The organism is Pseudomonas sp. PvP027, from assembly GCF_017833005.1.
Classification (GTDB): domain Bacteria; phylum Pseudomonadota; class Gammaproteobacteria; order Pseudomonadales; family Pseudomonadaceae; genus Aquipseudomonas; species Aquipseudomonas congelans.
In genome coordinates, this window is the sequence record NZ_JAFIBK010000001.1 from 4392526 (window position 1) to 4418776 (window position 26251).

22 protein-coding genes and 1 other RNA gene are annotated in these 26251 nt (G+C 60.0%); 22 read left to right on the forward strand and 1 reads right to left on the reverse strand.

Features of this window, described 5'->3' with window-relative positions; all coding sequences use genetic code 11:
• The first annotated feature begins 170 nt into the window (after positions 1-170).
• From rsmI to lpxC, 18 genes are all read left to right on the forward strand, one after another.
• Positions 171-1040: a 16S rRNA (cytidine(1402)-2'-O)-methyltransferase gene (gene rsmI, locus JOE33_RS19025; RefSeq protein WP_025990803.1), complete on the forward strand. Its 870-nt coding sequence runs from the start codon at positions 171-173 to the stop codon at positions 1038-1040.
• 86 nt (positions 1041-1126) lie between these two features.
• An RNA gene (rnpB, locus tag JOE33_RS19030) (RNase P RNA component class A) lies at positions 1127-1484 on the forward strand.
• Between the two features lie 307 nt (positions 1485-1791).
• Positions 1792-2247, forward strand: a complete 456-nt coding sequence (mraZ, locus tag JOE33_RS19035) for a division/cell wall cluster transcriptional repressor MraZ (RefSeq protein WP_002555055.1) — start codon at positions 1792-1794, stop codon at positions 2245-2247.
• A gap of 2 nt (positions 2248-2249) precedes the next feature.
• Positions 2250-3191 (forward strand): 16S rRNA (cytosine(1402)-N(4))-methyltransferase RsmH, encoded by a 942-nt coding sequence (gene rsmH / locus JOE33_RS19040; protein WP_010427471.1) that lies wholly within the window; start codon positions 2250-2252, stop codon positions 3189-3191.
• Complete coding sequence (ftsL, locus tag JOE33_RS19045; protein WP_002555053.1) at positions 3188-3481, forward strand: cell division protein FtsL; 294 nt, start codon at positions 3188-3190, stop codon at positions 3479-3481. Before rsmH ends, ftsL begins: the two co-directional genes overlap by 4 nt.
• Positions 3481-5208, forward strand: coding sequence for a penicillin-binding protein 2 (locus JOE33_RS19050; protein WP_010427469.1), 1728 nt, complete (start codon positions 3481-3483; stop codon positions 5206-5208). The genes ftsL and JOE33_RS19050 overlap by 1 nt, the downstream gene beginning before the upstream one ends.
• On the forward strand, positions 5208-6671 hold the full coding sequence (locus JOE33_RS19055) for a UDP-N-acetylmuramoyl-L-alanyl-D-glutamate--2,6-diaminopimelate ligase (RefSeq protein WP_032615183.1): 1464 nt from the start codon (positions 5208-5210) through the stop codon (positions 6669-6671). The genes JOE33_RS19050 and JOE33_RS19055 overlap by 1 nt, the downstream gene beginning before the upstream one ends.
• Positions 6664-8034, forward strand: coding sequence for a UDP-N-acetylmuramoyl-tripeptide--D-alanyl-D-alanine ligase (gene murF, locus JOE33_RS19060; protein ID WP_096125661.1), 1371 nt, complete (start codon positions 6664-6666; stop codon positions 8032-8034). Before JOE33_RS19055 ends, murF begins: the two co-directional genes overlap by 8 nt.
• Positions 8034-9116, forward strand: a complete 1083-nt coding sequence (gene mraY, locus JOE33_RS19065; RefSeq protein WP_003313553.1) for a phospho-N-acetylmuramoyl-pentapeptide-transferase — start codon at positions 8034-8036, stop codon at positions 9114-9116. The genes murF and mraY overlap by 1 nt, the downstream gene beginning before the upstream one ends.
• A gap of 5 nt (positions 9117-9121) precedes the next feature.
• Positions 9122-10468 (forward strand): UDP-N-acetylmuramoyl-L-alanine--D-glutamate ligase, encoded by a 1347-nt coding sequence (murD, locus tag JOE33_RS19070; RefSeq protein WP_032615187.1) that lies wholly within the window; start codon positions 9122-9124, stop codon positions 10466-10468.
• Positions 10468-11679 carry a putative lipid II flippase FtsW gene (ftsW, locus tag JOE33_RS19075; protein WP_163009691.1) on the forward strand — a complete coding sequence of 404 codons (1212 nt, stop codon included), beginning with the start codon at positions 10468-10470 and terminating at the stop codon, positions 11677-11679. Before murD ends, ftsW begins: the two co-directional genes overlap by 1 nt.
• The gene (gene murG, locus JOE33_RS19080) at positions 11669-12739 is read left to right on the forward strand and encodes an undecaprenyldiphospho-muramoylpentapeptide beta-N-acetylglucosaminyltransferase (protein ID WP_003418787.1); all 1071 of its coding nucleotides are present in this window, start codon (positions 11669-11671) and stop codon (positions 12737-12739) included. The genes ftsW and murG overlap by 11 nt, the downstream gene beginning before the upstream one ends.
• Positions 12732-14192 carry a UDP-N-acetylmuramate--L-alanine ligase gene (murC, locus tag JOE33_RS19085; RefSeq protein ID WP_003418785.1) on the forward strand — a complete coding sequence of 487 codons (1461 nt, stop codon included), beginning with the start codon at positions 12732-12734 and terminating at the stop codon, positions 14190-14192. The genes murG and murC overlap by 8 nt, the downstream gene beginning before the upstream one ends.
• A complete protein-coding gene (locus tag JOE33_RS19090; RefSeq protein ID WP_122530119.1) occupies positions 14189-15148 on the forward strand; it encodes a D-alanine--D-alanine ligase in 960 nt (319 codons plus the stop codon). The genes murC and JOE33_RS19090 overlap by 4 nt, the downstream gene beginning before the upstream one ends.
• Before the next feature lie 3 nt (positions 15149-15151).
• Positions 15152-16021 (forward strand): cell division protein FtsQ/DivIB, encoded by an 870-nt coding sequence (locus JOE33_RS19095; protein WP_032615190.1) that lies wholly within the window; start codon positions 15152-15154, stop codon positions 16019-16021.
• A gap of 14 nt (positions 16022-16035) precedes the next feature.
• Positions 16036-17292 (forward strand): cell division protein FtsA, encoded by a 1257-nt coding sequence (gene ftsA, locus JOE33_RS19100; protein ID WP_003364017.1) that lies wholly within the window; start codon positions 16036-16038, stop codon positions 17290-17292.
• A gap of 101 nt (positions 17293-17393) precedes the next feature.
• Positions 17394-18581, forward strand: coding sequence for a cell division protein FtsZ (ftsZ, locus tag JOE33_RS19105; RefSeq protein ID WP_002555041.1), 1188 nt, complete (start codon positions 17394-17396; stop codon positions 18579-18581).
• 112 nt (positions 18582-18693) lie between these two features.
• Positions 18694-19605, forward strand: a complete 912-nt coding sequence (lpxC, locus tag JOE33_RS19110) for a UDP-3-O-acyl-N-acetylglucosamine deacetylase (protein ID WP_002555040.1) — start codon at positions 18694-18696, stop codon at positions 19603-19605.
• A gap of 117 nt (positions 19606-19722) precedes the next feature.
• On the opposite strand, the gene JOE33_RS19115 is transcribed toward lpxC, so the two are convergent.
• Entirely contained in the window at positions 19723-20178 is a 456-nt protein-coding gene (locus tag JOE33_RS19115) for a DciA family protein (protein ID WP_032615192.1), read from the reverse strand.
• A gap of 305 nt (positions 20179-20483) precedes the next feature.
• Here JOE33_RS19115 and secA point away from each other — a divergent pair, with 305 nt between their 5' ends.
• The 4 genes from secA (at position 20484) to JOE33_RS19135 (ending at position 26189) form a co-directional block, all read left to right on the forward strand.
• Positions 20484-23225: a preprotein translocase subunit SecA gene (secA, locus tag JOE33_RS19120; RefSeq protein WP_010427451.1), complete on the forward strand. Its 2742-nt coding sequence runs from the start codon at positions 20484-20486 to the stop codon at positions 23223-23225.
• Between the two features lie 109 nt (positions 23226-23334).
• Positions 23335-24552, forward strand: coding sequence for a bifunctional glutamate N-acetyltransferase/amino-acid acetyltransferase ArgJ (argJ, locus tag JOE33_RS19125; protein WP_096125127.1), 1218 nt, complete (start codon positions 23335-23337; stop codon positions 24550-24552).
• 57 nt (positions 24553-24609) lie between these two features.
• Positions 24610-25236 (forward strand): glutathione S-transferase family protein, encoded by a 627-nt coding sequence (locus tag JOE33_RS19130; protein WP_010427446.1) that lies wholly within the window; start codon positions 24610-24612, stop codon positions 25234-25236.
• 2 nt (positions 25237-25238) lie between these two features.
• Complete coding sequence (locus tag JOE33_RS19135) at positions 25239-26189, forward strand: Nudix family hydrolase (RefSeq protein WP_032615198.1); 951 nt, start codon at positions 25239-25241, stop codon at positions 26187-26189.
• Positions 26190-26251 lie beyond the last annotated feature (62 nt).

Below are 26251 nucleotides of genomic sequence, written 5' to 3' on the forward strand. Positions count from 1 at the left end.
CTGGCGGCCAAATCGTTCAATTCGGGAGGGGCGCCGCGCTTCTTGCTCGGGTCTGAACATGTTTTCATTCCTTTTTTGTCGGCATCCTGACGCGCGAACCGTTCCGCCGGGCCGCAGCCTGTACAATGCATTTTTTCCAAGCACCTGTTTTAACCTGCGAGGTTTGCGTTTTGACTGTTCCGGTTGTTTCGAATTCCACCCCGGGTTCGCTTTATGTAGTGGCGACTCCTATCGGCAATCTGGACGACATGAGTGTGCGAGCCTTGAAGGTGCTGCGTGAGGTCGCCCTGATTGCGGCTGAAGACACTCGCCATTCCGCGCGGCTGATGCAGCACTTCGGCATCCCGACGCCATTGGCCGCCTGTCACGAACATAACGAACGTGATGAGGGTAGTCGGTTCATTACACGTCTGCTGGCCGGTGACGACGTCGCGCTGATTTCCGATGCGGGCACGCCATTGATCTCCGATCCCGGTTATCACCTTGTTCGTCAGGCGCGTGCCGCGGGTGTGCAGGTCGTACCGGTGCCGGGGGCGTGTGCCTTGATTGCGGCTCTTTCTGCAGCCGGGCTGCCGTCGGATCGATTCATTTTCGAGGGCTTTCTTCCGGCCAAGTCTGCGGGTCGCAAGGCCAGGCTCGAGGGTGTCAGGGAAGAGCCGCGCACGTTGATCTATTATGAGGCGCCGCATCGCATCCTGGAGTGCCTGCAGGATATGGAGCTGGTCTTCGGTGCTGACCGTAAAGCGCTGCTGGCGCGTGAAATAACCAAAACTTTCGAAACCCTCAAGGGTCTGCCTTTGGGTGAGCTGCGGGCATTCGTCGAATCCGACAGTAATCAGCAGCGCGGAGAGTGCGTGGTGCTGGTGGCTGGCTGGACGCCGCCGGATGACGAGGATGTCATTGGCGAGGAAGCGCGTCGGGTGCTGGATTTGCTGCTTGCGGAGATGCCGCTCAAGCGCGCCGCAGCGTTAGCTGCTGAAATAACCGGTGTACGCAAGAACCTGCTGTACCAGGTGGCGCTGGAGAAGCAGAAGGGGTAACAGGCTGCTTTTGAAAGGGGCGAGCGAGCCACACAATGCTATTAAAGCTTGTTCTTGATGGCATGTGCCGCTAACCTTGTCGGCGGAGAGTCGATTGGACAGTCGCTGCCTCTTGTTGTTCCGCAACAAGGGGGGGAGGAAAGTCCGGGCTCCATAGGGCGGAGTGCCAGGTAACGCCTGGGAGGCGTGAGCCTACGGAAAGTGCCACAGAAAATAACCGCCTAAGCACTTCGGTGCCGGTAAGGGTGAAAAGGTGCGGTAAGAGCGCACCGCACGTCTGGTAACAGTTCGTGGCAAGGTAAACCCCACTCGGAGCAAGACCAAATAGGGTTCCTAGGCGTGGCCCGCGCTGGAACCGGGTAGGTTGCTAAAGACGTCCAGTGATGGCCGTCGTAGAGGAATGACTGTTCTCGACAGAACCCGGCTTACAGATCGACTCTCCACCTTTTTCTTCCCCCTTCGTTTCAAGCAGCAAAACCCTTCCGTAATACCAAAAAAATCTTACAGCTCATAAATCACATTAACTTTGAATCGCAACGATTTGAGTTGTGTGGGATTTATCCGTCAGATCCTTCGCAAAATTACCTTTTTATCCTCAATACCTCTCCTAAATCTCCGAAATGTAAGGGTTTTCCTTAAGACCGTGCCTTGACGGTGTGGTGGGCGCGTTCCTATAGTGTGCGCAAGTGGCAGAAAGTGGCACGAAGTGGGTTTTTTTAGCGCAAAAAGCTAATATTCGGAGAATGCGCCTGTGTTCCGTGGTGCCAATGCGATCAATCTCGATGCCAAGGGCCGTCTCGCTATGCCGAGCCGGTACCGTGACGAGTTGGATTCGCGTAGCGCCGGCCAACTTATCGTGACCATTGATGCCGTTGATCCATGCCTTTGCCTTTATCCGCTTTCCGAATGGGAGCTGATAGAGGCAAAACTTCGTGATCTGGCGACGTTTCGGGAAGAGAACCGCCGCCTGCAAAGGCTTCTGATTGGTAATGCTGTCGATCTGGAACTCGACGGGAGTGGGCGTTTTCTGGTACCGCCGCGCCTGCGCGAGTACGCCAGGCTGGATAAGCGCGTAATGCTGGTGGGCCAGCTCAACAAGTTTCAACTGTGGGACGAGGACGCCTGGAATGCTCTTGCTGATGCTGACCTGGCTGCCATTCAAAAACCTGGCGCGATGCCCGACGAATTACGTGATTTGATCCTGTGACTATGAATAGCGGCTTTACCCACATCACCGTGCTGCTTGAAGAAGCCGTGGAGGCTCTCGCGGTGCGCGCCGATGGCTGCTACCTGGATGGCACGTTCGGACGTGGCGGGCATAGTCGTCTGATACTCAGCCAGCTGGGCCCCGATGGTCGGCTTCTGGGATTCGACAAGGACCCTCAAGCGATTGCCACCGGGCAAGCGCTAGCGGCCGAAGACGGCCGCTTTGTCATTGTGCAGCGCAGCTTTGCCGAATTGGGATCCGAGGCCCAGGAACGCGGTCTGGCGGGCAAGGTCAGTGGCATCCTGCTGGATCTGGGTGTGTCGTCCCCGCAGCTGGATGATCCCGAGCGCGGTTTCAGCTTTATGAACGACGGTCCTCTGGACATGCGCATGGACCCTACCCGTGGCGTAAGCGCTGCCCAGTTCATCGCGACTGCACCGGCTGAGGAAATTGCCCGCGTCTTCAAGGAATACGGCGAAGAGCGCTTTGCCAAGCGCATGGCCAACGCGGTCGTCGCGCGTCGCGAAGTCCAGCCTTTCGAGCGCACCGCCGATCTGGCAGAAGTGCTCAAGGTTGCCAACCCTGCCTGGGAAAAGGGCAAGAATCCTGCAACGCGTGCCTTTCAGGGCCTGCGTATTCACGTAAACAACGAATTGGGCGATCTGGAAGCCGGCCTCGAAGCCGCACTGGATGCGCTGGAAGTGGGTGGCCGCCTCGTCGTCATCAGCTTTCACTCGCTGGAAGACCGCATCGTCAAACTGTTCATGCGCAAGCTCGCCAAGGGCGAAGCCGACAACATGCCGCGCAATCTGCCGATCCAGTTCAAGCCGTTCGAACCGAAAATCAAAATTCACGGCAAGGCCCAGTTCGCCTCGGATGTCGAAACCAAAGCAAACCCGCGTTCGCGCAGCGCTGTCATGCGTGTAGCGGAGAAGCTCAGGTGAGCCGTCTGTTTCTGAAGCCTCTGCCCGGCGGCAGCTTCATTATGCTGCTGCTGTTTATTGCTGTCCTGATTTCGGCGATTGGCGTTTCCTATAGCGCACATTGGAATCGTCAACTGCTAAACTCGCTGTATTCGGAAATGAGTGTGCGCGACAAGGCGCAGGCAGAGTGGGGTCGGCTGATTCTTGAACAGAGCACCTGGACTGCACACAGCCGCATCGAGAACCTGGCCACCGAACAACTGAAGATGCGCATCCCGAGCGCTGCCGAAGTACGGATGGTGGCGCCATGATGAAGCTTGATGGTGCTCTTTATCCGTGGCGTTTTCGCGTAGTCGTAGGGCTGCTGGTATCCCTCGTGCTCGCGATTTGCTGGCGCATCGTCGACCTGCAGGTCATCGACCATACCTTTCTCAAGGAGCAGGGCGATGCACGCAGCCTTCGGCATATCCCCATTCCGGCGCACCGTGGCCTGATCACCGACCGTAACGGCGAGCCGCTGGCCGTCAGTACTCCGGTGACGACGCTGTGGGCCAACCCGCGTGAAATGCAGCAGGACAAGTCCAAGTGGCCGATGCTGGCAGCCGCGCTGGGCCAGGATCTCAAGGCATTGACCGAGCGTCTGGACTCGCAGGCGAACAAGGAATTCATCTACCTGGTTCGTGGCCTGACGCCAGAGCAGGGTCAGTCGGTCATCGACTTGAAAGTGCCCGGTGTATACGGCATCGAGGAATTCCGTCGTTTTTATCCGGCCGGTGATGTCACTGCGCACATGGTCGGCTTTACCGACCTTGACGACCATGGTCGGGAAGGTGTCGAGCTGGCGTATGACGACTGGCTCGCCGGTGTGCCCGGCAAGCGTCAGGTCATCAAGGACCGGCGTGGCCGACTGATCAAGGATGTTCAGGTCACCAAGAATGCCAAGGCCGGAAAGACCTTGGCTTTGTCTATTGACCTGCGCCTGCAATACCTGGCGACCCGTGAACTGCGCAATGCCATCGTCGAGAACGAGGCCAAGGCCGGCAGCATGGTGATCATGGACGTCAAGACCGGTGAGGTTCTGGCGATGGTCAACCAGCCCACCTACAACCCGAACAACCGCCGCACCATGGTGCCTGCCGCCATGCGCAACCGGGCAATCATCGACGTGTTCGAACCCGGTTCGACCATGAAGCCGATCTCCATGACCGCAGCGCTGGACAGTGGCCGCTGGAAGCCCACCGACAAGGTCGAGGTTTATCCAGGCACCCTGCAGATCGGCAAATACACGATTCGTGACGTGACCAAGACCGAAGGCCCGATCCTCGATCTGACCGGCATTCTGATCAACTCCAGTAACGTCGGCATGAGCAAGGTTGCTTTCGATGTGGGCGGTGAGGCGATCTTCCGTGCCATGCAGCGCGTCGGTTTCGGTCAGTACACCGGCCTCGGCTTCCCTGGCGAGCGCGTCGGCAATCTGCCCAACTACCGCGAATGGCGCAAGGCTGAAACCGCCACGCTGTCCTATGGCTACGGTCTGTCGGTTACTGCCTTGCAGTTGGTGCATGCCTACGGCGCTTTGGCCAACAACGGCCGCATTGTGCCGTTGACGATCCTGAAAACAGATAAAGAGCCGGAATCGACCCAGGCCATTCCGGAGAAAACCGCCAAGACCCTGCAGGGCATGCTGCAGCAGGTTATCGAGGACCCGCGCGGCGTCTATCGCGCCCGAGTGCCGTCCTATCACGTCGGTGGCAAGAGTGGTACGGCGCGCAAGACGTCCATCGGTACCAAGGGCTACGCGGAAAACTCCTATCGTTCCCTGTTCGCCGGTTTCGGCCCGATGAGCAACCCGCGCTACGCCATCGTGGTTGTCATCGACGAGCCGAGCAAGGGTGGTTACTACGGTGGTCTGGTTTCGGCCCCGGTATTCAGCAAGGTCATGTCCGGCACGTTGCGTCTGATGAACGTGACGCCTGACAACCTTGCGCCACCTGAACAAGTCAACGCCGCACCGGCAGCCAAAGGAGGGCGTGGTTGATGGCCTTTAATCTGAGCAAGCTTTTCGCTCACACCGACCGCGACGCGCTGATTCGCGAGTTGACGCTCGACAGTCGCAATGTGCGTCCGGGCGATCTGTTTCTGGCAGTGCCGGGGATCAAGGTCGATGGCCGCGCGCATATCGCCGACGCACTCAAGCGTGGTGCAGCTGCCGTAGCCTATGAAGTCGAAGGGTCGATCGTTCTGCCGATCACCGACGTGCCGCTGATCCCGGTCAAGGGGCTCGCCGCGCAATTGTCCGCTATCGCCGGTCGCTTCTATGGCGATCCTAGCCGCAGTCTGAATCTGGTGGGCGTTACCGGCACCAACGGCAAGACCAGCGTGACCCAGCTGGTGGCCCAGGCGCTTGATGTTCTCGGGCAACGCTGCGGGATCGTCGGCACCTTGGGCACCGGTTTCTACGGCTCGCTGCAAAGCGGCCGCCACACTACGCCCGATCCGATTGCCGTGCAGGCGACGCTGACCGACCTGAGAAAGGCCGGCGCGCGCGCAGTGGCGATGGAAGTCTCCTCCCACGGTCTCGATCAGGGACGCGCTACGGCGCTGGCGTTTGATGTGGCGGTGCTGACCAATCTGTCCCGTGACCATCTGGATTATCACGGCACCATGGAGGCATACGCTGCCGCCAAGGCAAAGCTGTTCGCATGGTCCGATCTGAAATGCCGGGTGATCAACCTGGATGACGACTTCGGTCGTGAACTGGCCGCTATCAAACAAGAGTCGCGCCTTATCACCTATAGCCAGCTGGACAGCTCGGCCTACCTGTATTGCCGCGATGCCAAGTTCGACGACGATGGCGTGCGCGCCACGCTGGTCACGCCTCAAGGCGAGCACTTCCTGCGCAGCAGCCTGCTGGGCCGTTTCAACTTGAGCAACGTCCTGGCTGCGGTCGGCGCGTTGCTGGGCCTGGATTACGCGCTGGACGAAATTCTCAAGGCGCTGCCGAAACTCGAAGGCCCGGTCGGACGCATGCAGCGTCTGGGTGGTGCCGAAAAGCCTCTGGTGGTGGTGGATTACGCACATACCCCGGACGCGCTGGAAAAAGTGCTCGAAGCTCTGCGCCCGCACGCCAAGGGTCGCTTGTTGTGCCTGTTCGGCTGCGGCGGTGACCGTGACCGTGGCAAGCGTCCGCTGATGGCTGAAGTGGTCGAGCGTCTGGCCGACGGTGTGTGGGTCACTGATGACAATCCGCGCTCCGAATCGCCCGCCAGTATTTTTGACGATATACGCCCTGGTTTCGTTGCTGTGGACAAGGTGCGTTTCGTCGAAGGTCGCGGTCAGGCCATTGCCGAGCTGATTGCCGGCGCCAATGCCGATGACGTGGTAGTGCTTGCCGGCAAGGGCCACGAGGACTACCAGGAAATCAACGGTCAGCGGCAGCCGTTCTCCGATTTGCAAGAAGCCGCCAGCGCGCTTGCTGTATGGGAGCCTGCGAATGCTTAAGCCAATGACCTTCAGCGAACTGGTTGTGCCACTCGACGCCCGTCTGGTCGGCGGCGACTGCAGCTTTGCCGGCGTCAGCACCGACAGCCGGGGTATCGAGCCTGGCCAGCTGTTCGTGGCCCTGACCGGCCCGCGCTTCGACGGTCATGAATACCTTGATCAAGTGGCTGCCAAAGGTGCGGTCGGTGCTCTGGTCGAGCGCGAAGTGCAGGGCGCCGTCTTGCCGCAACTGGTCGTGCTGGACACGCGCAAGGCTCTTGCCCAGTTGGGTGCCATGAACCGCAATGCATTCCTGGACCGGCCGGTTGCCGCCGTCACCGGATCCAGTGGCAAAACCACGGTCAAGGAGATGCTCGCGAGCATCCTGCGTACGCGCGGGCCTGTGCTGGCGACCCGAGGCAACCTGAACAACGAATTGGGCGTTCCGCTGACCCTGCTGGAACTGGCTCCCGAATATACGTCTGCTGTGATCGAGCTGGGTGCGTCGCGGGTTGGCGAGATTGCCTACACCGTGAGCCTCGCCAAGCCGCACGTCGCCATGATCACCAACGCCGGAACCGCCCATGTTGGCGAGTTTGGCGGCCCGGACCGGATTGTCGAAGCCAAGGGCGAGATTCTGGAAGGTCTCGATGCTGGCGGCACGGCAGTATTGAACCTGGAAGACAAGGCGTTCCCGATCTGGCGCAAGCGCGCCGGCAATCGCAATGTCCTGACCTTCGCACTCAGCGACTCTGCGGCCGATGTGTACGCCAGCGAACTTAGCCGTGATGCACGTGGCTGCCCGGGCTTCATCATCAACAGCCCGCTAGGCACTGCCCGGGTTCAGTTGAACCTGCTCGGCACGCACAATGTGTCCAACGCCCTGGCCGCTGCGGCTGCCGGCTGCGCAATGGGTGTGCCGCTGGAAGGGATCGTCACCGGGCTGAACAACGTGCAGCCGGTCAAGGGCCGTGCCGTGGCGCAAATTGCCAGCAATGGCACGCGCGTCATCGATGATACCTACAACGCCAACCCTGCCTCGATCAACGCGGCCGTCGACATCCTCACCGGCTTCACTGGTCGTACCGTACTGGTGCTGGGCGATATCGGCGAGCTCGGCGACTGGGCAGAGCAGGGCCATCGCGAGGTCGGTGCCTATGCCGCTGGCAAAGTCTCGGCGCTGTATGCCGTCGGCCCGTTGATGACTCACGCCGTCAGCGCTTTCGGTGAGCACGCTTACCACTTTGCCAGTCAGGCTGAACTGATCGCGGCGCTGGGCGCCGAGCAGGACCCTGATACCACTTTACTGATCAAGGGCTCGCGTAGCGCCGCGATGGAACACGTCGTGGCTGCCTTGTGCGGTTCTAGCCTGGAGAAACATTAATGCTGCTGCTGTTGGCCGAGTTTTTACAACAGTTCTACAAAGGCTTCGCGGTCTTTCAGTACCTGTCATTGCGCGGGATCCTTGGCGTGCTCACCGCACTGACGCTGTCGCTGTGCCTGGGGCCGTGGATGATCCGCACCCTGCAGATGCGCCAGATCGGTCAGTCGGTGCGCAACGACGGTCCGCAGTCGCACCTGTCCAAATCGGGCACGCCGACCATGGGCGGCGCGCTGATCCTGTCGTCCATTGGTATCAGTACGCTGCTGTGGGCTGACCTGAGCAATCGTTACGTGTGGGTTGTGTTGCTGGTGACCTTCCTGTTCGGTGCCATCGGCTGGGTCGATGACTACCGCAAGGTGATCGAAAAGAATTCCCGGGGCCTGCCAAGTCGCTGGAAGTATTTCTGGCAGTCGGTGTTCGGCCTCTGCGCGGCGATCTTCCTTTATACGACTGCACCGTCGGCGACTGAAACCACGCTGATCGTGCCGATGCTCAAGGATGTGCGCATCCCGCTGGGTATCGGTTTCATCGTGCTGACCTATTTCGTGATCGTCGGCTCCAGCAACGCAGTCAACCTGACTGACGGGCTGGACGGTCTGGCGATCATGCCGACGGTGATGGTTGGCGGTGCCCTGGGCATTTTCTGCTACCTGTCGGGTAACGTGAAATTTGCTGAATACCTGCTGATTCCCTATGTGCCGGGGGCGGGCGAGCTGATTGTGTTCTCTGGCGCGCTGATTGGCGCGGGGCTGGGGTTCCTCTGGTTCAACACGTACCCGGCGCAAGTATTCATGGGCGACGTCGGTGCTCTGGCACTCGGCGCGGCCCTGGGCACCATGGCGGTGATCGTTCGTCAGGAAATGGTCCTGTTCATCATGGGCGGTGTGTTCGTGATGGAAACCCTTTCAGTGGTCATTCAGGTTGCGTCTTTCAAACTTACCGGCCGCCGCGTATTCCGCATGGCGCCGATCCATCACCACTTTGAACTCAAAGGCTGGCCCGAGCCACGTGTGATCGTCCGTTTCTGGATCATCACCGTGATTCTGGTGCTCATTGGCCTTGCCACGCTGAAACTGAGGTAGAACGAGTGTCCCTGATCGTTTCCGACCGCTTCCGCATTGTCGTGGGTCTAGGCAAAAGCGGCATGTCCCTGGTTCGCTTCCTGGCGAACCAGGGCGTGTCCTTTGCCGTGGCCGACACGCGGGAGAATCCTCCTGAGCTGGCGACCTTGCGTCGCGACTATCCGCAGGTGGAAGTGCGTTGTGGCGAGCTGGACGTGGATTTCCTCTGCCGTGCCGATGAGCTGTATGTCAGCCCCGGTCTGGCCTTGGCGACCCCGGCCCTGCAGCAGGCGCACGCACGCGGCGTCAAACTGTCGGGCGACATCGAACTGTTCGCGCGTTACGCGAAGGCGCCGGTGATTGCCATTACCGGCTCGAATGCGAAAAGCACCGTGACCACACTGGTCGGTGAGATGGCCGCTGCCGCTGGAAAGCGTGTGGCGGTGGGCGGCAATCTCGGCACCCCGGCACTGGACCTGCTCAGCGACGATATCGAGCTGTACGTGATGGAGCTCTCCAGCTTTCAGCTGGAAACCACCGACCAGCTCAACGCTGAAGTGGCGACCGTGCTGAATATCAGCGAAGACCACATGGACCGTTATAGCGGCCTGCCTGCCTACCACCTGGCCAAGCACCGGATTTTCCGTGGCGCGCGGCAAGTGGTGGTCAATCGTCAGGATGCGCTGTCCCGTCCGCTGATTGGCGAAGGCCTGCCGTGTTGGACATTCGGCCTCAACAAGCCGGATTTCCATGGTTTCGGCCTGCGTGAAGAGAACGGCGAAAAGTACCTGGCGTTCCAGTTTGAAAACCTCATGCCGGTGCGTGAGCTGAAAGTGCGTGGTGCGCACAATCAGGCCAACGCGCTTGCAGCCTTGGCGCTCGGGCATGCGGTCGGCCTGCCGTTCGACGCCATGCTCGCCAGCCTGCGCGAGTTCACCGGCCTGGAGCATCGCTGCCAGTGGCTGCGCGAGCACGACGGCGTTCATTACTACAACGATTCCAAAGCCACCAACGTCGGTGCCGCACTGGCTGCCATCGAAGGGCTGGGCTCGGATATCGACGGCAAGCTGGTGTTGATCGCCGGCGGCGATGGCAAAGGCGCTGACTTCAGCGGTTTGCGTGCGCCAGTCGCCAAGCATTGCCGCGCTGCGGTCGTGCTCGGGCGTGATGCAGAACTGATTGCCCAGGCACTGGGCGATGCCGTTCCGCTGGTGCGTGTCGACACCGTCCAGGCTGCTGTCGAGCACAGCGCAAAACTGGCTCAGCGTGGCGATGCCGTATTGCTTTCTCCTGCATGCGCCAGCCTGGACATGTTCAAGAATTATGAAGAGCGCGGACGTGTGTTCGCGCAGGCAGTGGAGTGCTTGTCATGATCTTCGGTGTGATCAAGCCTTACCCATCGCCACTCATCAGCGGCCGCGGTATCGACCTGGACTTCCCGATGCTGGTCGGTTGCCTGGCGCTGCTCGGCCTTGGCCTGGTGATGATTACCTCGGCGTCGTCGGAAGTTGCTGCGGTGCAGTCGGGCAACACGCTGTACATGATGACCCGTCACCTGGTTTATCTGCTGATCGGCCTGGGTGCCTGCGGCGTGACCATGATGATCCCGGTCGCCACCTGGCAGCGTCTGGGCTGGATGATGCTGCTCGGTGCGTTCGGCCTGTTGCTCTTGGTACTGGTGCCGGGAATCGGACGCGAGGTGAACGGTTCGATGCGCTGGATCGGCTTCGGCGCGTTCAACGTGCAGCCGTCGGAAATCGCCAAGGTGTTTGTGGTGATCTTCCTTGCCGGCTACCTGATCCGTCAGCAGCAGGAAGTTCGTGAAAGCTGGATGGGCTTCTTCAAGCCGTTCATCGTGCTGCTGCCGATGGCCGGTCTGCTGCTCATGGAGCCTGACTTCGGTGCGACCGTGGTAATGATGGGCGCTGCGGCGGCCATGTTGTTCCTCGGTGGTGTCGGCCTGTTCCGCTTCTCGCTGATGGTGGTACTGGCGGTTGCCTCTGTTGTGGTGCTGGTTCAGGCCCAACCTTACCGGATGGCGCGTCTGACCAACTTTACTGACCCGTGGGCCGACCAGTTCGGCTCCGGCTACCAATTGACCCAGGCGCTGATCGCCTTCGGTCGCGGCGAGTGGTTCGGCGTCGGGCTGGGCAACAGCGTGCAGAAGCAGTTTTATCTGCCGGAAGCGCACACCGACTTCGTGTTCTCGGTACTTGCAGAAGAGCTGGGCGTTGTGGGTTCGCTGATCACCGTCGCGCTGTTTCTGTTCGTCAGTATTCGCGGCATGTACATCGGCATGTGGGCCGAGCGCGCCAAGCAGTTCTTCGGTGCCTACGTGGCCTACGGTCTGTCGTTCCTGTGGATCGGTCAGTTCCTGATCAACATCGGTGTGAACGTCGGTCTGCTGCCGACCAAGGGTCTGACCCTGCCGTTCCTCAGCTACGGCGGCAGCTCGCTGGTGATCTGCTGCGCGAGCCTCGGGCTGCTGCTGCGCATCGAGTGGGAATCGCGCAACAACATGGGCAGCGAAGAGGCCGAGTTCAAGGAAAGCGACTTCGCCGAGGACACGCCCCATGGACGCTAACGTGCTGATCATGGCAGGCGGAACCGGCGGGCATGTATTCCCGGCGCTGGCCTGCGCGCGCGAGTTCCAGGCACGCGGTTACAAGGTCCATTGGCTGGGCACGCCGCGCGGTATCGAAAACGAACTGGTGCCGCAGGCCGGTCTGACGCTGCATCTGATCAACGTTACCGGTTTGCGTGGCAAGGGCCGCTTGTCACTGCTCAAGGCGCCTTTCATGTTGCTCAAGGCCCTGATGCAGGCACGCAAGGTCGTGCGTCAGGTCAAGCCGGTCTGTGTGGTCGGCTTTGGTGGCTACGTCACCGGCCCCGGCGGTCTGGCGGCGAAGCTGGCAGGCGTACCGTTGATCATTCACGAGCAGAACGCCGTTGCCGGTACTGCCAACCGCAGTCTGGCGTCGTTCGCCAGCCGGGTGTGCGAAGCGTTCCCGAACACCTTTGCGGATTCGTCCAAGCGTCGCACCACCGGTAACCCGGTGCGGGTCGAGCTGTTTCTGGAAACACCGCGTCAGGCACTGGCCGGACGCAAGGCTCGCCTGCTGGTACTGGGCGGCAGCCTGGGCGCGGAGCCGTTGAACAAATTGTTGCCCGAGGCGCTGTCCCAGCTGCCTCAGGACATCCAGCCCGAAGTGTTTCATCAGTCGGGCAAGAATCATGACGCAGTCACCGCCGAGCGCTATCGCAACGTGGGCGTCGAGGCGCAGGTTGCGCCGTTCATCCAGAACATGGCCCAAGCCTATGGCTGGGCCGATCTGGTGGTCTGCCGCGCAGGCGCATTGACCATCAGCGAACTGGCCGCCGCCGGCCTGCCGTCGTTGCTGATACCGCTGCCCCACGCGATTGATGACCATCAGTCACGTAACGCTGACTATCTGGCTCGCGAAGGCGCAGCCTTCGTCATGCCGCAAGCGACAACTGGCGCCGCCGAGATGGCAGCACGCCTGAAAGAGGTTTTGATGCAACCCGAACAATTGAACAGCATGGCCCGCACTGCACGCAGCCTGGCCAGGCCTGATGCAACCAGCACCGTCGTCAACGTCTGTGTGGAGGTGGCCCATGGTTGAGAATCAACGCGCCATGCCACAACCTGAAATGCGCCGTATCCGTCGTATCCACTTCGTCGGTATCGGCGGTGTCGGCATGTGCGGCATTGCCGAGGTACTGTTGAACCTGGGCTACGAAGTGTCGGGCTCCGACCTGAAAGGTTCGGCCGTGACCGAGCGCCTGGAATCTTTCGGCGCACAGATTTTCATCGGCCACCGTGCCGAGAACACCATCGGTGCCGACGTGCTGGTAGTGTCGAGCGCTGTCAACACGTCCAACCCGGAAGTGGCCACTGCGCTGGAGCGCCGCATCCCGGTCGTACCGCGTGCCGAGATGCTCGCCGAGCTGATGCGTTATCGCCACGGCATCGCCGTTGCCGGTACGCACGGCAAGACCACCACCACCAGCTTGATCGCTTCGGTATTCGCTGCCGGCGGCCTGGACCCGACCTTCGTGATTGGCGGCCGTCTGAACGCTGCGGGTACCAATGCGCAGTTGGGCACCAGCCGCTACCTGATCGCCGAAGCCGATGAAAGTGACGCCAGCTTCCTGCACCTGCAACCGCTGGTCGCTGTGGTCACCAATATCGACGCCGATCACATGGCGACCTACGAAGGTGACTTCAACAAACTGAAGAAGACCTTCGTCGAGTTCCTGCACAACCTGCCGTTCTACGGGCTGGCGGTGATGTGCATCGACGATCCGGTGGTGCGCGAAATTCTGCCGCTGGTCAAGCGCCCGACGCTGACCTATGGCTTCAGCGAGTCTGCCGATATACGTGCAATCAATGTGCGTCAGGACGGCATGCTGACCTTCTTCACCGTACTGCGCCGCGACCGCGAGCCGCTGGATGTTTCGGTGAACATGCCCGGCAACCACAACGTACTCAACTCGCTGGCGACCATCGCCATCGCCACTGATGAGGGCGTCAGCGACGAGGCCATCGTTCAGGGCCTGTCCGGCTTCCAGGGCGTTGGTCGGCGCTTTCAGGTCTACGGCGAGCTGCCGGTCGATGGCGGCAACGTGATGCTGGTCGATGACTACGGTCACCACCCGCGCGAAGTGGCAGCAGTGATCAGTGCGGTGCGTGGTGGCTGGCCTGATCGTCGTCTTGTCATGGTTTACCAGCCGCACCGGTTCAGCCGCACACGCGATCTGTACGATGACTTCGTGCAGGTTCTGGCGGACGCCAACGTACTGTTGCTGATGGAAGTCTACCCGGCCGGTGAAGAGCCGGTTCCCGGTGCGGACAGTCGTAACCTGTGCCACAGCATTCGTCAGCGCGGTCAACTGGACCCGATCTACATCGAGCGCGGTGTCGAGCTGGCGCCGCTGGTCAAACCGTTGCTGCGCGCGGGCGACATTCTGCTGTGTCAGGGCGCTGGCGACATTGCCGGTCTGGCACCGCAACTGCTCAAGAGCCCGCTGTTCGCCGGTGCCAAAGTGGCCTCCACCGAAGGGAAGCTGAAATGACAGCCGTTGCCCAGTCTTCCCTGCGCTCGACACTCGAGCCGAAAAGCTTCGGCCGTGTCGCCGTGCTCTTCGGTGGCAAGAGTGCCGAGCGGGAAGTCTCCCTGAACTCGGGTAATGCCGTGCTCAAGGCGTTGCTCGATGCTGGCGTGGATGCGTTCGGCATCGATGTGGGCGACGACTTCCTGCAGCGACTGGTCAGCGAAAAAATCGACCGTGCCTTTATTGTTCTGCACGGACGCGGCGGTGAAGACGGCACCATGCAAGGCCTGCTGGAATGCCTGGAAATCCCTTATACCGGCAGTGGCGTACTGGCTTCTGCACTGGCGATGGACAAGTTGCGTACCAAGCAGGTCTGGCAGAGTCTCGGCCTTGCCACACCGCTGCATGCCGTTCTTGAAAACGAGAGTGATTGTATTTGCGCCGTGACGGAACTGGGCCTGCCTTTGATCGTCAAACCGGCCCATGAAGGTTCAAGTATCGGTATGGCAAAGGTGAACAGCGTCGATGAATTGATCGCCGCATGGAAAGCCGCAAGTACCTACGATTCGCAAGTATTAGTCGAACAATGGATTCAGGGACCTGAGTTCACTGTGGCGTCTCTGCGTGGCCAGGTGTTGCCTCCCATCGGCCTGGGCACTCCTCACAGTTTTTATGATTACGATGCCAAGTACCTGGCGTCCGATACTCAGTACCGGATTCCGTGCGGACTTGGCGATGCGCAGGAACAGGAACTCAAACAACTTGCAGCACGTGCTTGCGAAGCCATCGGCATTGCAGGGTGGGCGCGCACGGATGTCATGCAGGACGCACAAGGCAAGTTCTGGTTACTGGAAGTCAATACTGTACCTGGCATGACCGATCACAGTCTGGTGCCTATGGCGGCCCGTGCGGCAGGTCTGGATTTTCAACAACTGGTGTTGGCGATTCTGGCCGACAGCGTTCAGGCGAGGGGTTAAGGCATGTACGGCCCGTCGACACGTCCTCAGCCATCTGCACCCGGCCGCAACAAGCCGGTGCCGCGCGGCGCCAGCCGTATGGTGGCCAAGGAGCCCTTGTCGGCGCGCCTGCCCAAGGCCAACTTCAGTTTTCTGAAGCGTCTGCTCTGGCCTGTGCTGTTGGTGGTTCTGGGCTTCGGTACTTATGAGGCAGCACAGCGTCTGCTGCCGTACGCCGACCGCCCGATTACCCGCATCAACGTGCAGGGCGATTTGAGTTACATCAGCCAGCAGGCTGTGCAGCAGCGGATTGCGCCTTATGTGGCGTCGAGCTTTTTCAAGATCGATCTGGCTGCCATGCGCACCGAGCTTGAGCAGATGCCATGGATCGCGCACGCCGAGGTCCGTCGTGTATGGCCGGATCAGGTCGTGATTCGTCTTGAAGAGCAGTTGCCGGTTGCCCGTTGGGGCGATGAAGCGCTGTTGAATAACCAGGGGCAGGCTTTCACACCGCGTGAACTGTCCAATTACGAACATCTTCCCCAGTTGTTCGGCCCGCAGCGGGCCCAGCAGCAGGTGATGCAGCAGTATCAGGTGTTGAGTCAGATGTTGCGCCCGCTGGGCTTCTCCATCGTGCGCCTGGAGCTGCGCGAGCGTGGCAGCTGGTTCCTGACGACAGGTGCCGGTAGTGCTGGCCCGGGTATCGAGTTGTTGCTTGGACGCGACCACCTTGTCGAAAAAATGCGCCGCTTCATCGCGATTTACGACAAAACGCTGAAAGACCAAATAACGAATATCGCGCGCGTCGACTTGCGTTACTCCAACGGCCTTGCGGTCGGTTGGCGCGAACAGGCAGCGCCGGCGACGGAAAAACCCGCCGTCGCGAAGAATTGATAAGAGGCAGGACCATGGCAAATGTGCAAAGCGGCAAAATGATCGTCGGGCTGGATATCGGTACCTCCAAGGTGGTGGCACTGGTAGGCGAAGTCGCGGCCGATGGCTCGCTGGAAATCGTGGGTATCGGTACCCATCCCTCCCGCGGCCTGAAAAAGGGCGTGGTGGTGAATATCGAATCGACCGTGCAGTCGATCCAGCGCGCAATCGAAGAAGCGCAGCTGATGGCTGGCTGCCGTATTCACTCGGCATTCGTTGGCGTTGCAGGCAGCCACATTCGCAGCCTGAACTCGCACGGTATCGTGGCGATTCGTGATCGCGAAGTCAGCTCCGCGGACCTGGAGCGTGTGCTCGATGCTGCTCAGGCAGTGGCCATTCCTGCCGACCAGCGTGTGTTGCACACCCTGCCTCAGGATTACGTGATCGATAATCAGGAAGGGGTGCGTGAGCCCTTGGGCATGTCCGGGGTACGTCTGGAAGCCAAGGTCCACGTGGTGACCTGTGCGGTGAACGCGGCGCAGAACATCGAAAAGTGCGTACGTCGCTGCGGTCTGGAAGTCGACGACATCATTCTCGAGCAACTGGCCTCGGCATATTCCGTGCTGACCGATGACGAGAAGGAACTGGGCGTGTGCCTGGTGGACATCGGTGGCGGTACCACCGACATCGCGATCTTCACCGAAGGCGCCATTCGCCACACGGCGGTCATCCCGATTGCGGGTGACCAGGTGACCAACGACATCGCCATGGCGTTGCGCACCCCGACCCAGTACGCCGAAGAAATCAAGATTCGTTATGCCTGTGCGCTGGCCAAGCTGGCCGGTGCAGGCGAAACCATCAAAGTGCCGAGCGTGGGCGACCGTCCACCTCGCGAGCTGTCGCGTCAGGCCCTGGCCGAAGTGGTAGAGCCTCGTTACGACGAGCTGTTCACCCTGATCCAGGCAGAACTGCGCCGCAGCGGCTACGAAGACCTGATCCCGGCCGGCATCGTGCTGACCGGGGGCACAGCGAAAATGGAAGGTGCGGTCGAACTGGCCGAGGAAATCTTCCACATGCCGGTGCGCCTGGGCGTACCGCACAGCGTCAAAGGGCTCGCTGATGTCGTGCGCAACCCGATCTACTCGACCGGCGTAGGCCTGTTGATGTACGGGCTGCAAAAACAGTCGGATGGCATTTCGCTGTCCGGAATTGTCGGCAACAGCAGTTACAGCGACGAAACCAAGGCACCGGTGCTTGAGCGTATCAAGCGTTGGGTGCAGGGAAATTTCTAAGTTTCAACGTTCAACGGTTTCACAGCTTCAGATTCAGGGCTTCACCAGCAATATCGGCAGGCAGTAGGCAAAACTAACTAGAAAGCGGAAGGAGAGAGAAAATGTTCGAACTCGTAGACAACGTCCCGCAAAGCCCGGTTATCAAAGTTATCGGCGTAGGCGGTGGTGGCGGCAACGCTGTCAATCACATGGTCAAGAGCAACATCGAAGGCGTGGAATTCATCTGTGCCAACACTGATGCTCAAGCGCTGAAAAACATCGGCGCGCGGACCATTCTGCAACTTGGTACCGGCGTGACCAAAGGTCTTGGCGCTGGCGCCAACCCTGAAGTCGGTCGTCAGGCCGCACTGGAAGATCGTGAGCGCATTGCAGAAGTTCTGCAGGGCACCAACATGGTTTTCATCACCACTGGCATGGGCGGCGGTACCGGTACCGGTGCAGCACCGATCATTGCTGAAGTGGCCAAGGAAATGGGCATTCTGACGGTCGCAGTCGTGACCCGTCCGTTCCCGTTCGAAGGTCGCAAGCGTATGCAGATCGCCGATGAAGGCATCCGCATGCTGTCCGAAAGCGTCGACTCGTTGATCACCATCCCCAACGAGAAGCTGCTGACCATCCTCGGTAAAGACGCCAGCCTGCTGTCGGCTTTCGCCAAGGCTGACGATGTACTGGCCGGTGCCGTTCGCGGTATCTCCGACATCATCAAGCGTCCGGGCATGATCAACGTCGACTTCGCCGACGTGCGTACCGTGATGAGCGAAATGGGCATGGCGATGATGGGCACTGGCTGCGCCAGCGGTCCTAACCGTGCACGTGAAGCGACCGAAGCGGCCATCCGCAACCCGTTGCTCGAAGACGTCAACCTGCAGGGCGCTCGCGGCATCCTGGTCAACATCACTGCCGGTCCTGACCTGTCTCTGGGTGAGTACTCGGACGTGGGTAGCATCATCGAAGCGTTCGCTTCCGAGCACGCGATGGTCAAGGTCGGTACCGTTATCGATCCGGACATGCGTGACGAGTTGCACGTGACTGTGGTTGCCACCGGCCTGGGCGCGAAAATCGAGAAACCTGTCAAGGTCATCGACAACACGCTGCAGACCACCCAGCAGGCTCCTGCGCAGCAGGCGTCCCGTCAGGAAGCACCGTCGGTCAACTACCGTGACCTGGATCGTCCTACCGTGATGCGCAATCAGGCACACGCAGGCGCTACAGCAGCGGCGAAGATGAATCCCAACGATGATCTCGATTACCTGGACATCCCGGCTTTCCTGCGTCGTCAGGCCGATTGATGAAATGTATCAGGGGTATTAGGGTGATTGGTGTTCAGCAAAGGCATGGTCTGCTATCATCGCCAGCCTTTGTTGATACCAGTTCGCAACTTGCGCTGAAGCGGCCCATGCCATGATTAAACAACGCACCCTGAAAAATATTATCCGTGCCACAGGTGTAGGCCTGCACTCCGGGGAGAAGGTTTACCTGACCCTCAAGCCCGCACCTGTGAATACCGGCATTGTGTTTTGCCGAGCTGACCTTGATCCGGTCGTGCAGATCCCTGCGCGTGCGGAAAACGTCGGTGACACCACTCTGTCGACCACTCTGGTCAATGGTGATGTCAAAGTCGACACGGTAGAACACTTGCTCTCGGCCATGGCTGGCCTTGGCATCGATAACGCCTACGTCGAGCTCTCTGCCTCCGAAGTTCCTATCATGGACGGCAGCGCAGGCCCTTTCGTATTCCTGATTCAATCGGCAGGCCTGGAAGAACAGGACGCGCCGAAGAAATTCATCCGTATCCTGCGTGAAGTCACAGTGGAGGAGGGCGGTAAACGCGCTACTTTCGTGCCTTTCGAAGGCTTCAAGGTCAGTTTCGAGATCGATTTCGATCACCCCGTCTTCCGTGATCGCACCCAGAGTGCAAGCGTGGACTTTTCCAGTACTTCCTTCGTGAAGGAAGTCAGCCGTGCCCGGACCTTCGGGTTCATGAGTGATATCGAGTACCTGCGCAAGCACAACCTCGCACTCGGCGGCAGCGTGGAAAACGCCATCGTGGTCGACAAGGACGGTGTACTGAACGAAGACGGCCTGCGTTACGAGGACGAATTCGTCAAACACAAAATCCTCGACGCCATCGGTGACCTCTACTTGCTGGGCAACAGCCTGATTGGTGAGTTCCGGGGTTTCAAATCGGGGCATGCACTGAACAACCGTCTCCTGCGCACGTTGATCGAGCAGAAAGACGCTTGGGAAGTGGTGACTTTCGAGGATGCCAGTACGGCACCTATTTCTTACATGCGTCCTGTCGCGGCCGTGTAAGCAAGCTTTACTCTCTTTCCTTTTGTTTTTTTAAAGGCTGCCCTCGGGTGGCCTTTTTTTATGATTTTTTTTCTGGAAAGTCAGTGCTCGCGGAGGTCTTGCAGCGATCAGGGAGGACTATTTTCTGTCTTTTGCATGGCTGGCCAGCCTTTCCAGCGCGGCACGCAAGCGCGGATCGGTAATGCCTTCAGCGGTGGCCTGAATGTTTTCGGCAGCTACCGCCGACAGGTCGATCGTGTGAGTGGCGGCTCCGCGTGGCGCTTCGGGCGGCTGCACCTTGAACACAATGCGGGTCAGGTTGATGAATTCGTCGAAGGCCATCAGTTGTCGGTGCAGGCGTTTCTGCTGATAGCGCAGGCGTGTGGCCCAGTGACCGTCAGTCACGATCAGAAGCAAGGTGCCTTCGCGCCAGGATGCCACGTGACAATGTTCGCGGGCCGCAGGTTGCAGCTGGCTTTCGAGCAGGCGCTGCCAGTGGCTGAGTCGCTCGGCATGGCGAAATATAGCCTTCAGGGGCTTGGCTTCACGCAGCAAAACCGCGGGCGGGCGGGCGTTCAGAGGACGAAAGGCCATGGGGGGATGCCTGGGTAACAAGATGAACATCTTAACAGAAAGCGTTCTGACGGCTGCTTTTCAGGGCATTTCCGTGCTTTCATATGCAAATCAATGAGTAACTTCCCCGGATAACGGGTTGAAGTGCTTGAAAATGGCCCCATTGTAAACCTGCCCCGTCACAGCGCTGTGCCAGCATCGTGGAATAACGCCACTTTCCTCACCATCGTTTCCGGGTAGAATGCTCGTTCGCATGCGGCCATCTGGGCTGCACGGGCGACTCACGGGGCCGCCCTCCATTCCTATGTGTGGAAGATCCTGTCGATATGTTTGCGCCTTTGTTGAAAAAACTTTTTGGAAGCAAGAACGAGCGTGAAGTAAAACGCATGCTCAAGACGGTACAGATCGTCAATGCCTTCGAAGAGCAAATGGTGGCCCTTTCGGACGAGCAACTGCGCGCCAAGACCGAAGAGTTCAAGGCCCGCATAGCCAAAGGCGAGACCCTCGATCAATTGCTCCCGGAAGCCTTTGCTGTCGCTCGTGAAGCGGGCAAGCGCGTCATGGGCATGCGCCACTTCGACGTTCAGTTGATCGGCGGCATGACCCTGCATGAAGGTCAGATCGCGGAAATGCGTACCGGTGAAGGTAAAACCCTGGTAGGTACGCTGGCCGTATACCTCAACGCATTGTCCGGCAAGGGCGTTCACGTCGTTACCGTGAACGACTACCTCGCTCGCCGCGATGCCAACTGGATGCGTCCGCTTTACGAATTCCTCGGTCTGACCGTAGGCATCGTCACGCCATTCCAGCCACCGGAAGAGAAACGCGCCGCCTACGCTGCCGACATCACTTACGGCACCAACAACGAATACGGCTTCGATTACCTGCGTGACAACATGGCGTTCAGCATGGACGACAAGTTCCAGCGTGAACTCAATTTTGCCGTAATCGACGAAGTCGACTCGATTCTGATCGACGAAGCGCGTACGCCGCTGATCATCTCGGGTCAGGCTGAAGACAGCTCCAAGCTGTACACCGAAATCAACCGCCTGATCCCCAAGCTCGAGCAGCATATCGAGGAAGTGGAAGGCGAAGTCACCAAGCCGGGTCATTTCACCGTTGACGAGAAAACCCGTCAGGTCGAACTGAACGAAGCCGGTCACCAGTTCATCGAGGAAATGCTCACCGAAGTCGGCCTGCTGGCTGAAGGTGAGAGTCTCTACTCGGCGCATAACCTGGGCCTGCTGACTCATGTCTATGCCGGTCTGCGTGCGCACAAGCTGTTCAATCGCAACGTCGAATACATCGTTTCGGACGGTCAGGTTCTGCTGGTCGACGAACACACCGGCCGGACCATGCCGGGCCGTCGTCTGTCCGAAGGCCTGCACCAGGCCATCGAAGCGAAGGAAGGTCTGAACATCCAGGCGGAAAGCCAGACCCTGGCATCGACCACTTTCCAGAACTACTTCCGTCTGTACAACAAACTGTCCGGCATGACCGGTACGGCCGACACCGAAGCATTCGAATTCCACCAGATCTACAACCTGGCTGTGATGGTCATCCCGCCGAACAAGCCTTTGGCGCGCAAGGACTTCAACGACCTCGTATACCTGACGGCGGAAGAGAAGTACGCCGCCATCGTTACCGACATCAAGGCCTGCATCGCGGAAAACCGTCCGGTGCTGGTGGGTACGGCGACCATCGAAACGTCCGAGCACATGTCCAGTCTGCTCAACAAGGAAGGCATCGAGCACAAGGTTCTGAACGCCAAGTTCCACGAAAAGGAAGCGGAAATCATCGCGCAGGCCGGTCGTCCGGGTGCGCTGACCATCGCCACCAACATGGCCGGTCGTGGTACCGACATCCTGCTGGGCGGCAACTGGGAAGTCGAGGTCGCCAATCTGGAAGACCCGACTCCCGAGCAGATCGCACAGATCAAGGCTGACTGGCAGAAGCGTCATCAGCAGGTGATCGAAGCGGGCGGCCTGCACGTCATTGCCTCCGAGCGTCACGAATCGCGCCGTATCGACAACCAGCTGCGCGGTCGTGCCGGCCGTCAGGGCGACACCGGCTCCAGCCGTTTCTACCTGTCGCTCGAAGACAGCCTGATGCGCATCTTTGCCTCTGACCGGGTGAAGAACTTCATGAAGGCGCTGGGCATGCAGTCCGGTGAGGCCATCGAGCACCGCATGGTGACCAACGCCATCGAAAAAGCGCAGCGCAAGGTGGAAGGTCGCAACTTCGACATTCGCAAGCAATTGCTTGAATTCGATGACGTGGCCAACGAGCAGCGTAAAGTGATTTATCACATGCGTAACACGTTGCTGGCCGCCGAGAACATTGGCGAGACCATTGCCGACTTCCGCGAGGAAGTGCTCAACAACCTGATCAGCCAGCACATTCCGCCACAGTCCCTGCCGGAGCAGTGGAACGTTGCCGGCCTGGAATCGGCGCTTAATACCGACTTCGCGGTTCAACTGCCGATCCAGCAGTGGCTCGACGAAGACGACAATCTGCACGAAGACAGCCTGCGCGAAAAAATCATGGCGCAGTTGCTGCTGGCGTACAACGAGAAGGAAGACCAGGCCAGCGCCGAAGCCCTGCGCTCCTTCGAGAAACAGATCCTCCTGCGCGTGCTGGACGACCTGTGGAAGGATCACCTGTCGACCATGGACCACCTGCGTCACGGTATCCACCTGCGTGGTTACGCTCAGAAGAACCCGAAGCAGGAATACAAGCGCGAGTCCTTCACACTGTTCCAGGAATTGCTGGATTCGATCAAGCGCGACACCATTCGTGTGCTCTCGCATGTTCAGGTTCGCCGCGAAGATCCAGAGGAAGAAGAAGCCCGCCTGCGTCAGGAAGCCGAAGAGCTGGCCAGTCGCATGCAGTTCGAACACGCGCCTGCACCGGGCATCGAGCAACCGCTGCTCGACGAAGAGGGTGGCGAAGCGCCTGTTGCCGTTGCATCCGAGCCGGTTCGCAACGACCAGAAACTGGGCCGCAACGAGCTTTGCTGGTGTGGTTCGGGCAAGAAATTCAAGCACTGTCACGGCCAGATCAACTAAGCCTTTGACCGTGTAATATCTGCGCCGCGACCGGCTTGCCCGTCGCGGCGTTTTTTCATTGATCGCCGTACCGATGCGGACGGCGCCACACTCCATGAGGAGCACCCCGATGGCTGTTGGTCTTGGTCCTTTGCCTGCGTTGCACCCGGTTCCCGGTTTTGAACTTGGCATTTCTTCTGCCGGCATCAAACGCCCGGGGCGCAAGGATGTTGTGGTCATGCGCTGTGCCGAAGGCTCCAGCGTTGCCGGCGTATTCACCTTGAATGCGTTCTGCGCAGCGCCGGTCATTCTGGCCAGACAGCGTGTCCAGGGCACTGTGCGTTATTTGCTGACCAATACCGGCAATGCCAATGCGGGCACAGGCGAACCTGGTCTTGTGGCGGCGCGGCGTACCTGCGAGAAGCTGGCGCAACTGACCGGCGTCGATGCTTCTGCGGTGTTGCCATACTCGACGGGCGTGATCGGCGAGCCGTTGCCTGTTGAAAAGATCGAAGGCGCCCTGCAAGCCGCGATCGATGATCTGTCTGTGGATAACTGGGCCGCTGCGGCGACCGGGATCATGACCACCGACACCCTGCCCAAAGGCGCCAGCCGTCAGTTCAGTCATGACGGCGTGACCGTCACTGTGACCGGCATCAGCAAGGGCGCAGGCATGATTCGCCCGAACATGGCGACCATGCTCGGCTACATCGCCACCGACGCCAAGGTGTCGCAGAGCGTGCTTCAGGACCTGATTCGTGACGGCGCCAACAAGTCGTTCAACCGCATCACCATCGACGGCGACACCTCGACCAACGATTGCTGCATGCTGATCGCTACCGGTCAGGCCGATCTGCCGCAAATCACCGAAGCCAAAGGCCCGTTGTTCGAGGCGCTGAAGAAAGCCGTGTTCGATGTGTGCATGGAAGTCGCTCAGGCCATCGTGCGTGACGGGGAAGGTGCGACCAAGTTCGTGACCGTGGAAGTCAACGGTGGCGGCAATCACCAGGAATGCCTGGACGTCGGTTATGCCGTGGCCCACTCGCCGCTGATCAAGACCGCGCTGTTCGCCTCCGACCCGAACTGGGGCCGTATCCTGGCAGCTGTCGGCCGTGCCGGTGTGCCGGATCTGGACGTGAGCAAGATCGACGTATTCCTGGGGGGCGTATGCATCGCCAGCCAGGGCTGCCGCGCCACGACCTACACCGAAGAGCAGGGCTCGGCGGTGATGGCCGAAGAGGAAATCACCATCCGTATCGAGCTGGGTCGTGGCGATTGCAGCGAAACGATCTGGACCACCGATCTTTCTCATGAGTACGTGAAGATCAACGCGGAATATCGCACCTGATTCAATGCCCGGCGCGCCGGTATCCTGTCTTCGCGCCGGGCTCAATGGAGCTGAACCATGAGCCTGCATCTGATTATCGGCGACAAACGCTATTCCTCCTGGTCGCTACGTCCCTGGCTGGTGCTGGAAATGACCGGTGCGCCGTTCACCGATCAGGTTATCCGCCTGAACCAGCCTGACACCCGCGCGAACATTCTCAAGTACTCACCGACCGGCAAGGTCCCTGCGTTGCAGTGCGAGCACGGCACGATCATCGATTCGCTGGCCATTTGCGAATACCTGGTCGAACGTTTTCCGGACGCCGGCCTTTGGCCGAGTGACACCGCCGCGCGTGCCCAGGCACGTTCTGCCTGCGCGCAGATGCACAGCGGTTTTGTCAGCCTGCGTTCGAACATGCCGATGGACCTGCGCCAGGATCAGGCACTGGAAGTGATTCCGGTCGACACCCAGAACGACATCGACCGTATCGTCGAACTGTGGGCCGAATGTCGCGCTGCTGCGGCCGAAAGCGGTCCGTTTCTGTTCGGTAAGCCGAGCATTGCCGACGCGTTCTTCGCCCCGGTAGCCATCCGCCTGCGCAGCTACCGTGTCGAACTGTCTGAAGAAGCTTTGAAGTACATCGAAACCATTTACCAGTGGCCTGCCTTCAAACGCTGGCAGCAGGCCGGTCTGGAGGAGTCCTGATCGTGAAACGAGTTCATGTGGCCGCCGCCGTCATTCGTGGCGCTGACGGCAGTGTATTGATTGCCCGACGTGCCGACACTCAGCATCAAGGCGGCCTCTGGGAGTTTCCTGGCGGCAAGGTCGAGGAGGGCGAGACTGTCCAGGCCGCGCTCGCACGTGAACTGCAGGAAGAGCTGGGCATCCTGGTGACTGCGGCACGTCCGCTGATCAAGGTCTGTCACGACTATCCGGACAAGCAGGTGCTGCTGGACGTCTGGGAAGTCTCGGCCTTCACTGGCCAGGCGCATGGTGCAGAAGGGCAGCCGCTGGTCTGGGCCAGCCCGCGTGAGCTGGCCAATTATGACTTTCCGGCCGCCAACCAGCCGATCGTCGCGGCGGCACGTTTGCCCGGCGAGTACCTGATCACCCCTGAGGGGCTGGATAATATCGAGCTGTTGCGCGGTATGCAGAAAGCCATCGCAGGCGGCATCAAGCTGGTCCAGTTGCGTGCACCGGGTGGTTACGATCCGAAGTACCGTGACCTGGCCGTGGATGCGGCGGGCCTGTGTGCCGGCAAGGCGCAGCTCATGCTCAAAGGGCCTCTGGAGTGGCTGGGCGACTTCCCGTCCGCCGGCTGGCACCTGACGGCGGAGCAACTGCGCAAGTACGCCAGTCGCGGGCGTCCGTTCCCAGAGAACCGCTGGCTGGCGGCGTCATGTCATAACGCCGAAGAGCTGGCTCTGGCGGAGCAGATGGGCGTGGATTTCGTCACCCTGTCGCCCGTTCAGCCCACCCTGACCCATCCCGATGCGCAACCGCTGGGCTGGCAGCAGGCAACGCAACTTATTGCGGGTTTCAACAGGCCGGTCTTTCTGTTGGGCGGCGTGGGCCCTGCCGAGCGGCAACAGGCCTGGGAAAGCGGCGCACAGGGCGTGGCCGGGATTCGCGCGTTCTGGCCTGACGAGATAGTCTGAAGTTCAGCAGAGGACGCAGAGCGTCCAGAACGGCATGCCCACGAGGAGCGGGGGGCACCGTA

What these genes read in the sequence shown, in the direction of transcription:
- rsmH (WP_010427471.1), top strand. Translation starts at nt 2,250, where the DNA reads ATGAATAGCGGCTTTACCCACATCACCGTGCTGCTTGAAGAAGCCGTG.
- JOE33_RS19050 (WP_010427469.1), top strand. Translation starts at nt 3,481, where the DNA reads ATGAAGCTTGATGGTGCTCTTTATCCGTGGCGTTTTCGCGTAGTCGTA.
- JOE33_RS19055 (WP_032615183.1), top strand. Translation starts at nt 5,208, where the DNA reads ATGGCCTTTAATCTGAGCAAGCTTTTCGCTCACACCGACCGCGACGCG.
- murF (WP_096125661.1), top strand. Translation starts at nt 6,664, where the DNA reads ATGCTTAAGCCAATGACCTTCAGCGAACTGGTTGTGCCACTCGACGCC.
- mraY (WP_003313553.1), top strand. Translation starts at nt 8,034, where the DNA reads ATGCTGCTGCTGTTGGCCGAGTTTTTACAACAGTTCTACAAAGGCTTC.
- murG (WP_003418787.1), top strand. Translation starts at nt 11,669, where the DNA reads ATGGACGCTAACGTGCTGATCATGGCAGGCGGAACCGGCGGGCATGTA.
- murC (WP_003418785.1), top strand. Translation starts at nt 12,732, where the DNA reads ATGGTTGAGAATCAACGCGCCATGCCACAACCTGAAATGCGCCGTATC.
- JOE33_RS19090 (WP_122530119.1), top strand. Translation starts at nt 14,189, where the DNA reads ATGACAGCCGTTGCCCAGTCTTCCCTGCGCTCGACACTCGAGCCGAAA.
- JOE33_RS19095 (WP_032615190.1), top strand. Translation starts at nt 15,152, where the DNA reads ATGTACGGCCCGTCGACACGTCCTCAGCCATCTGCACCCGGCCGCAAC.
- ftsA (WP_003364017.1), top strand. Translation starts at nt 16,036, where the DNA reads ATGGCAAATGTGCAAAGCGGCAAAATGATCGTCGGGCTGGATATCGGT.
- ftsZ (WP_002555041.1), top strand. Translation starts at nt 17,394, where the DNA reads ATGTTCGAACTCGTAGACAACGTCCCGCAAAGCCCGGTTATCAAAGTT.
- lpxC (WP_002555040.1), top strand. Translation starts at nt 18,694, where the DNA reads ATGATTAAACAACGCACCCTGAAAAATATTATCCGTGCCACAGGTGTA.
- JOE33_RS19115 (WP_032615192.1), bottom strand. Translation starts at nt 20,178, where the DNA reads ATGGCCTTTCGTCCTCTGAACGCCCGCCCGCCCGCGGTTTTGCTGCGT.
- secA (WP_010427451.1), top strand. Translation starts at nt 20,484, where the DNA reads ATGTTTGCGCCTTTGTTGAAAAAACTTTTTGGAAGCAAGAACGAGCGT.
- argJ (WP_096125127.1), top strand. Translation starts at nt 23,335, where the DNA reads ATGGCTGTTGGTCTTGGTCCTTTGCCTGCGTTGCACCCGGTTCCCGGT.
- JOE33_RS19130 (WP_010427446.1), top strand. Translation starts at nt 24,610, where the DNA reads ATGAGCCTGCATCTGATTATCGGCGACAAACGCTATTCCTCCTGGTCG.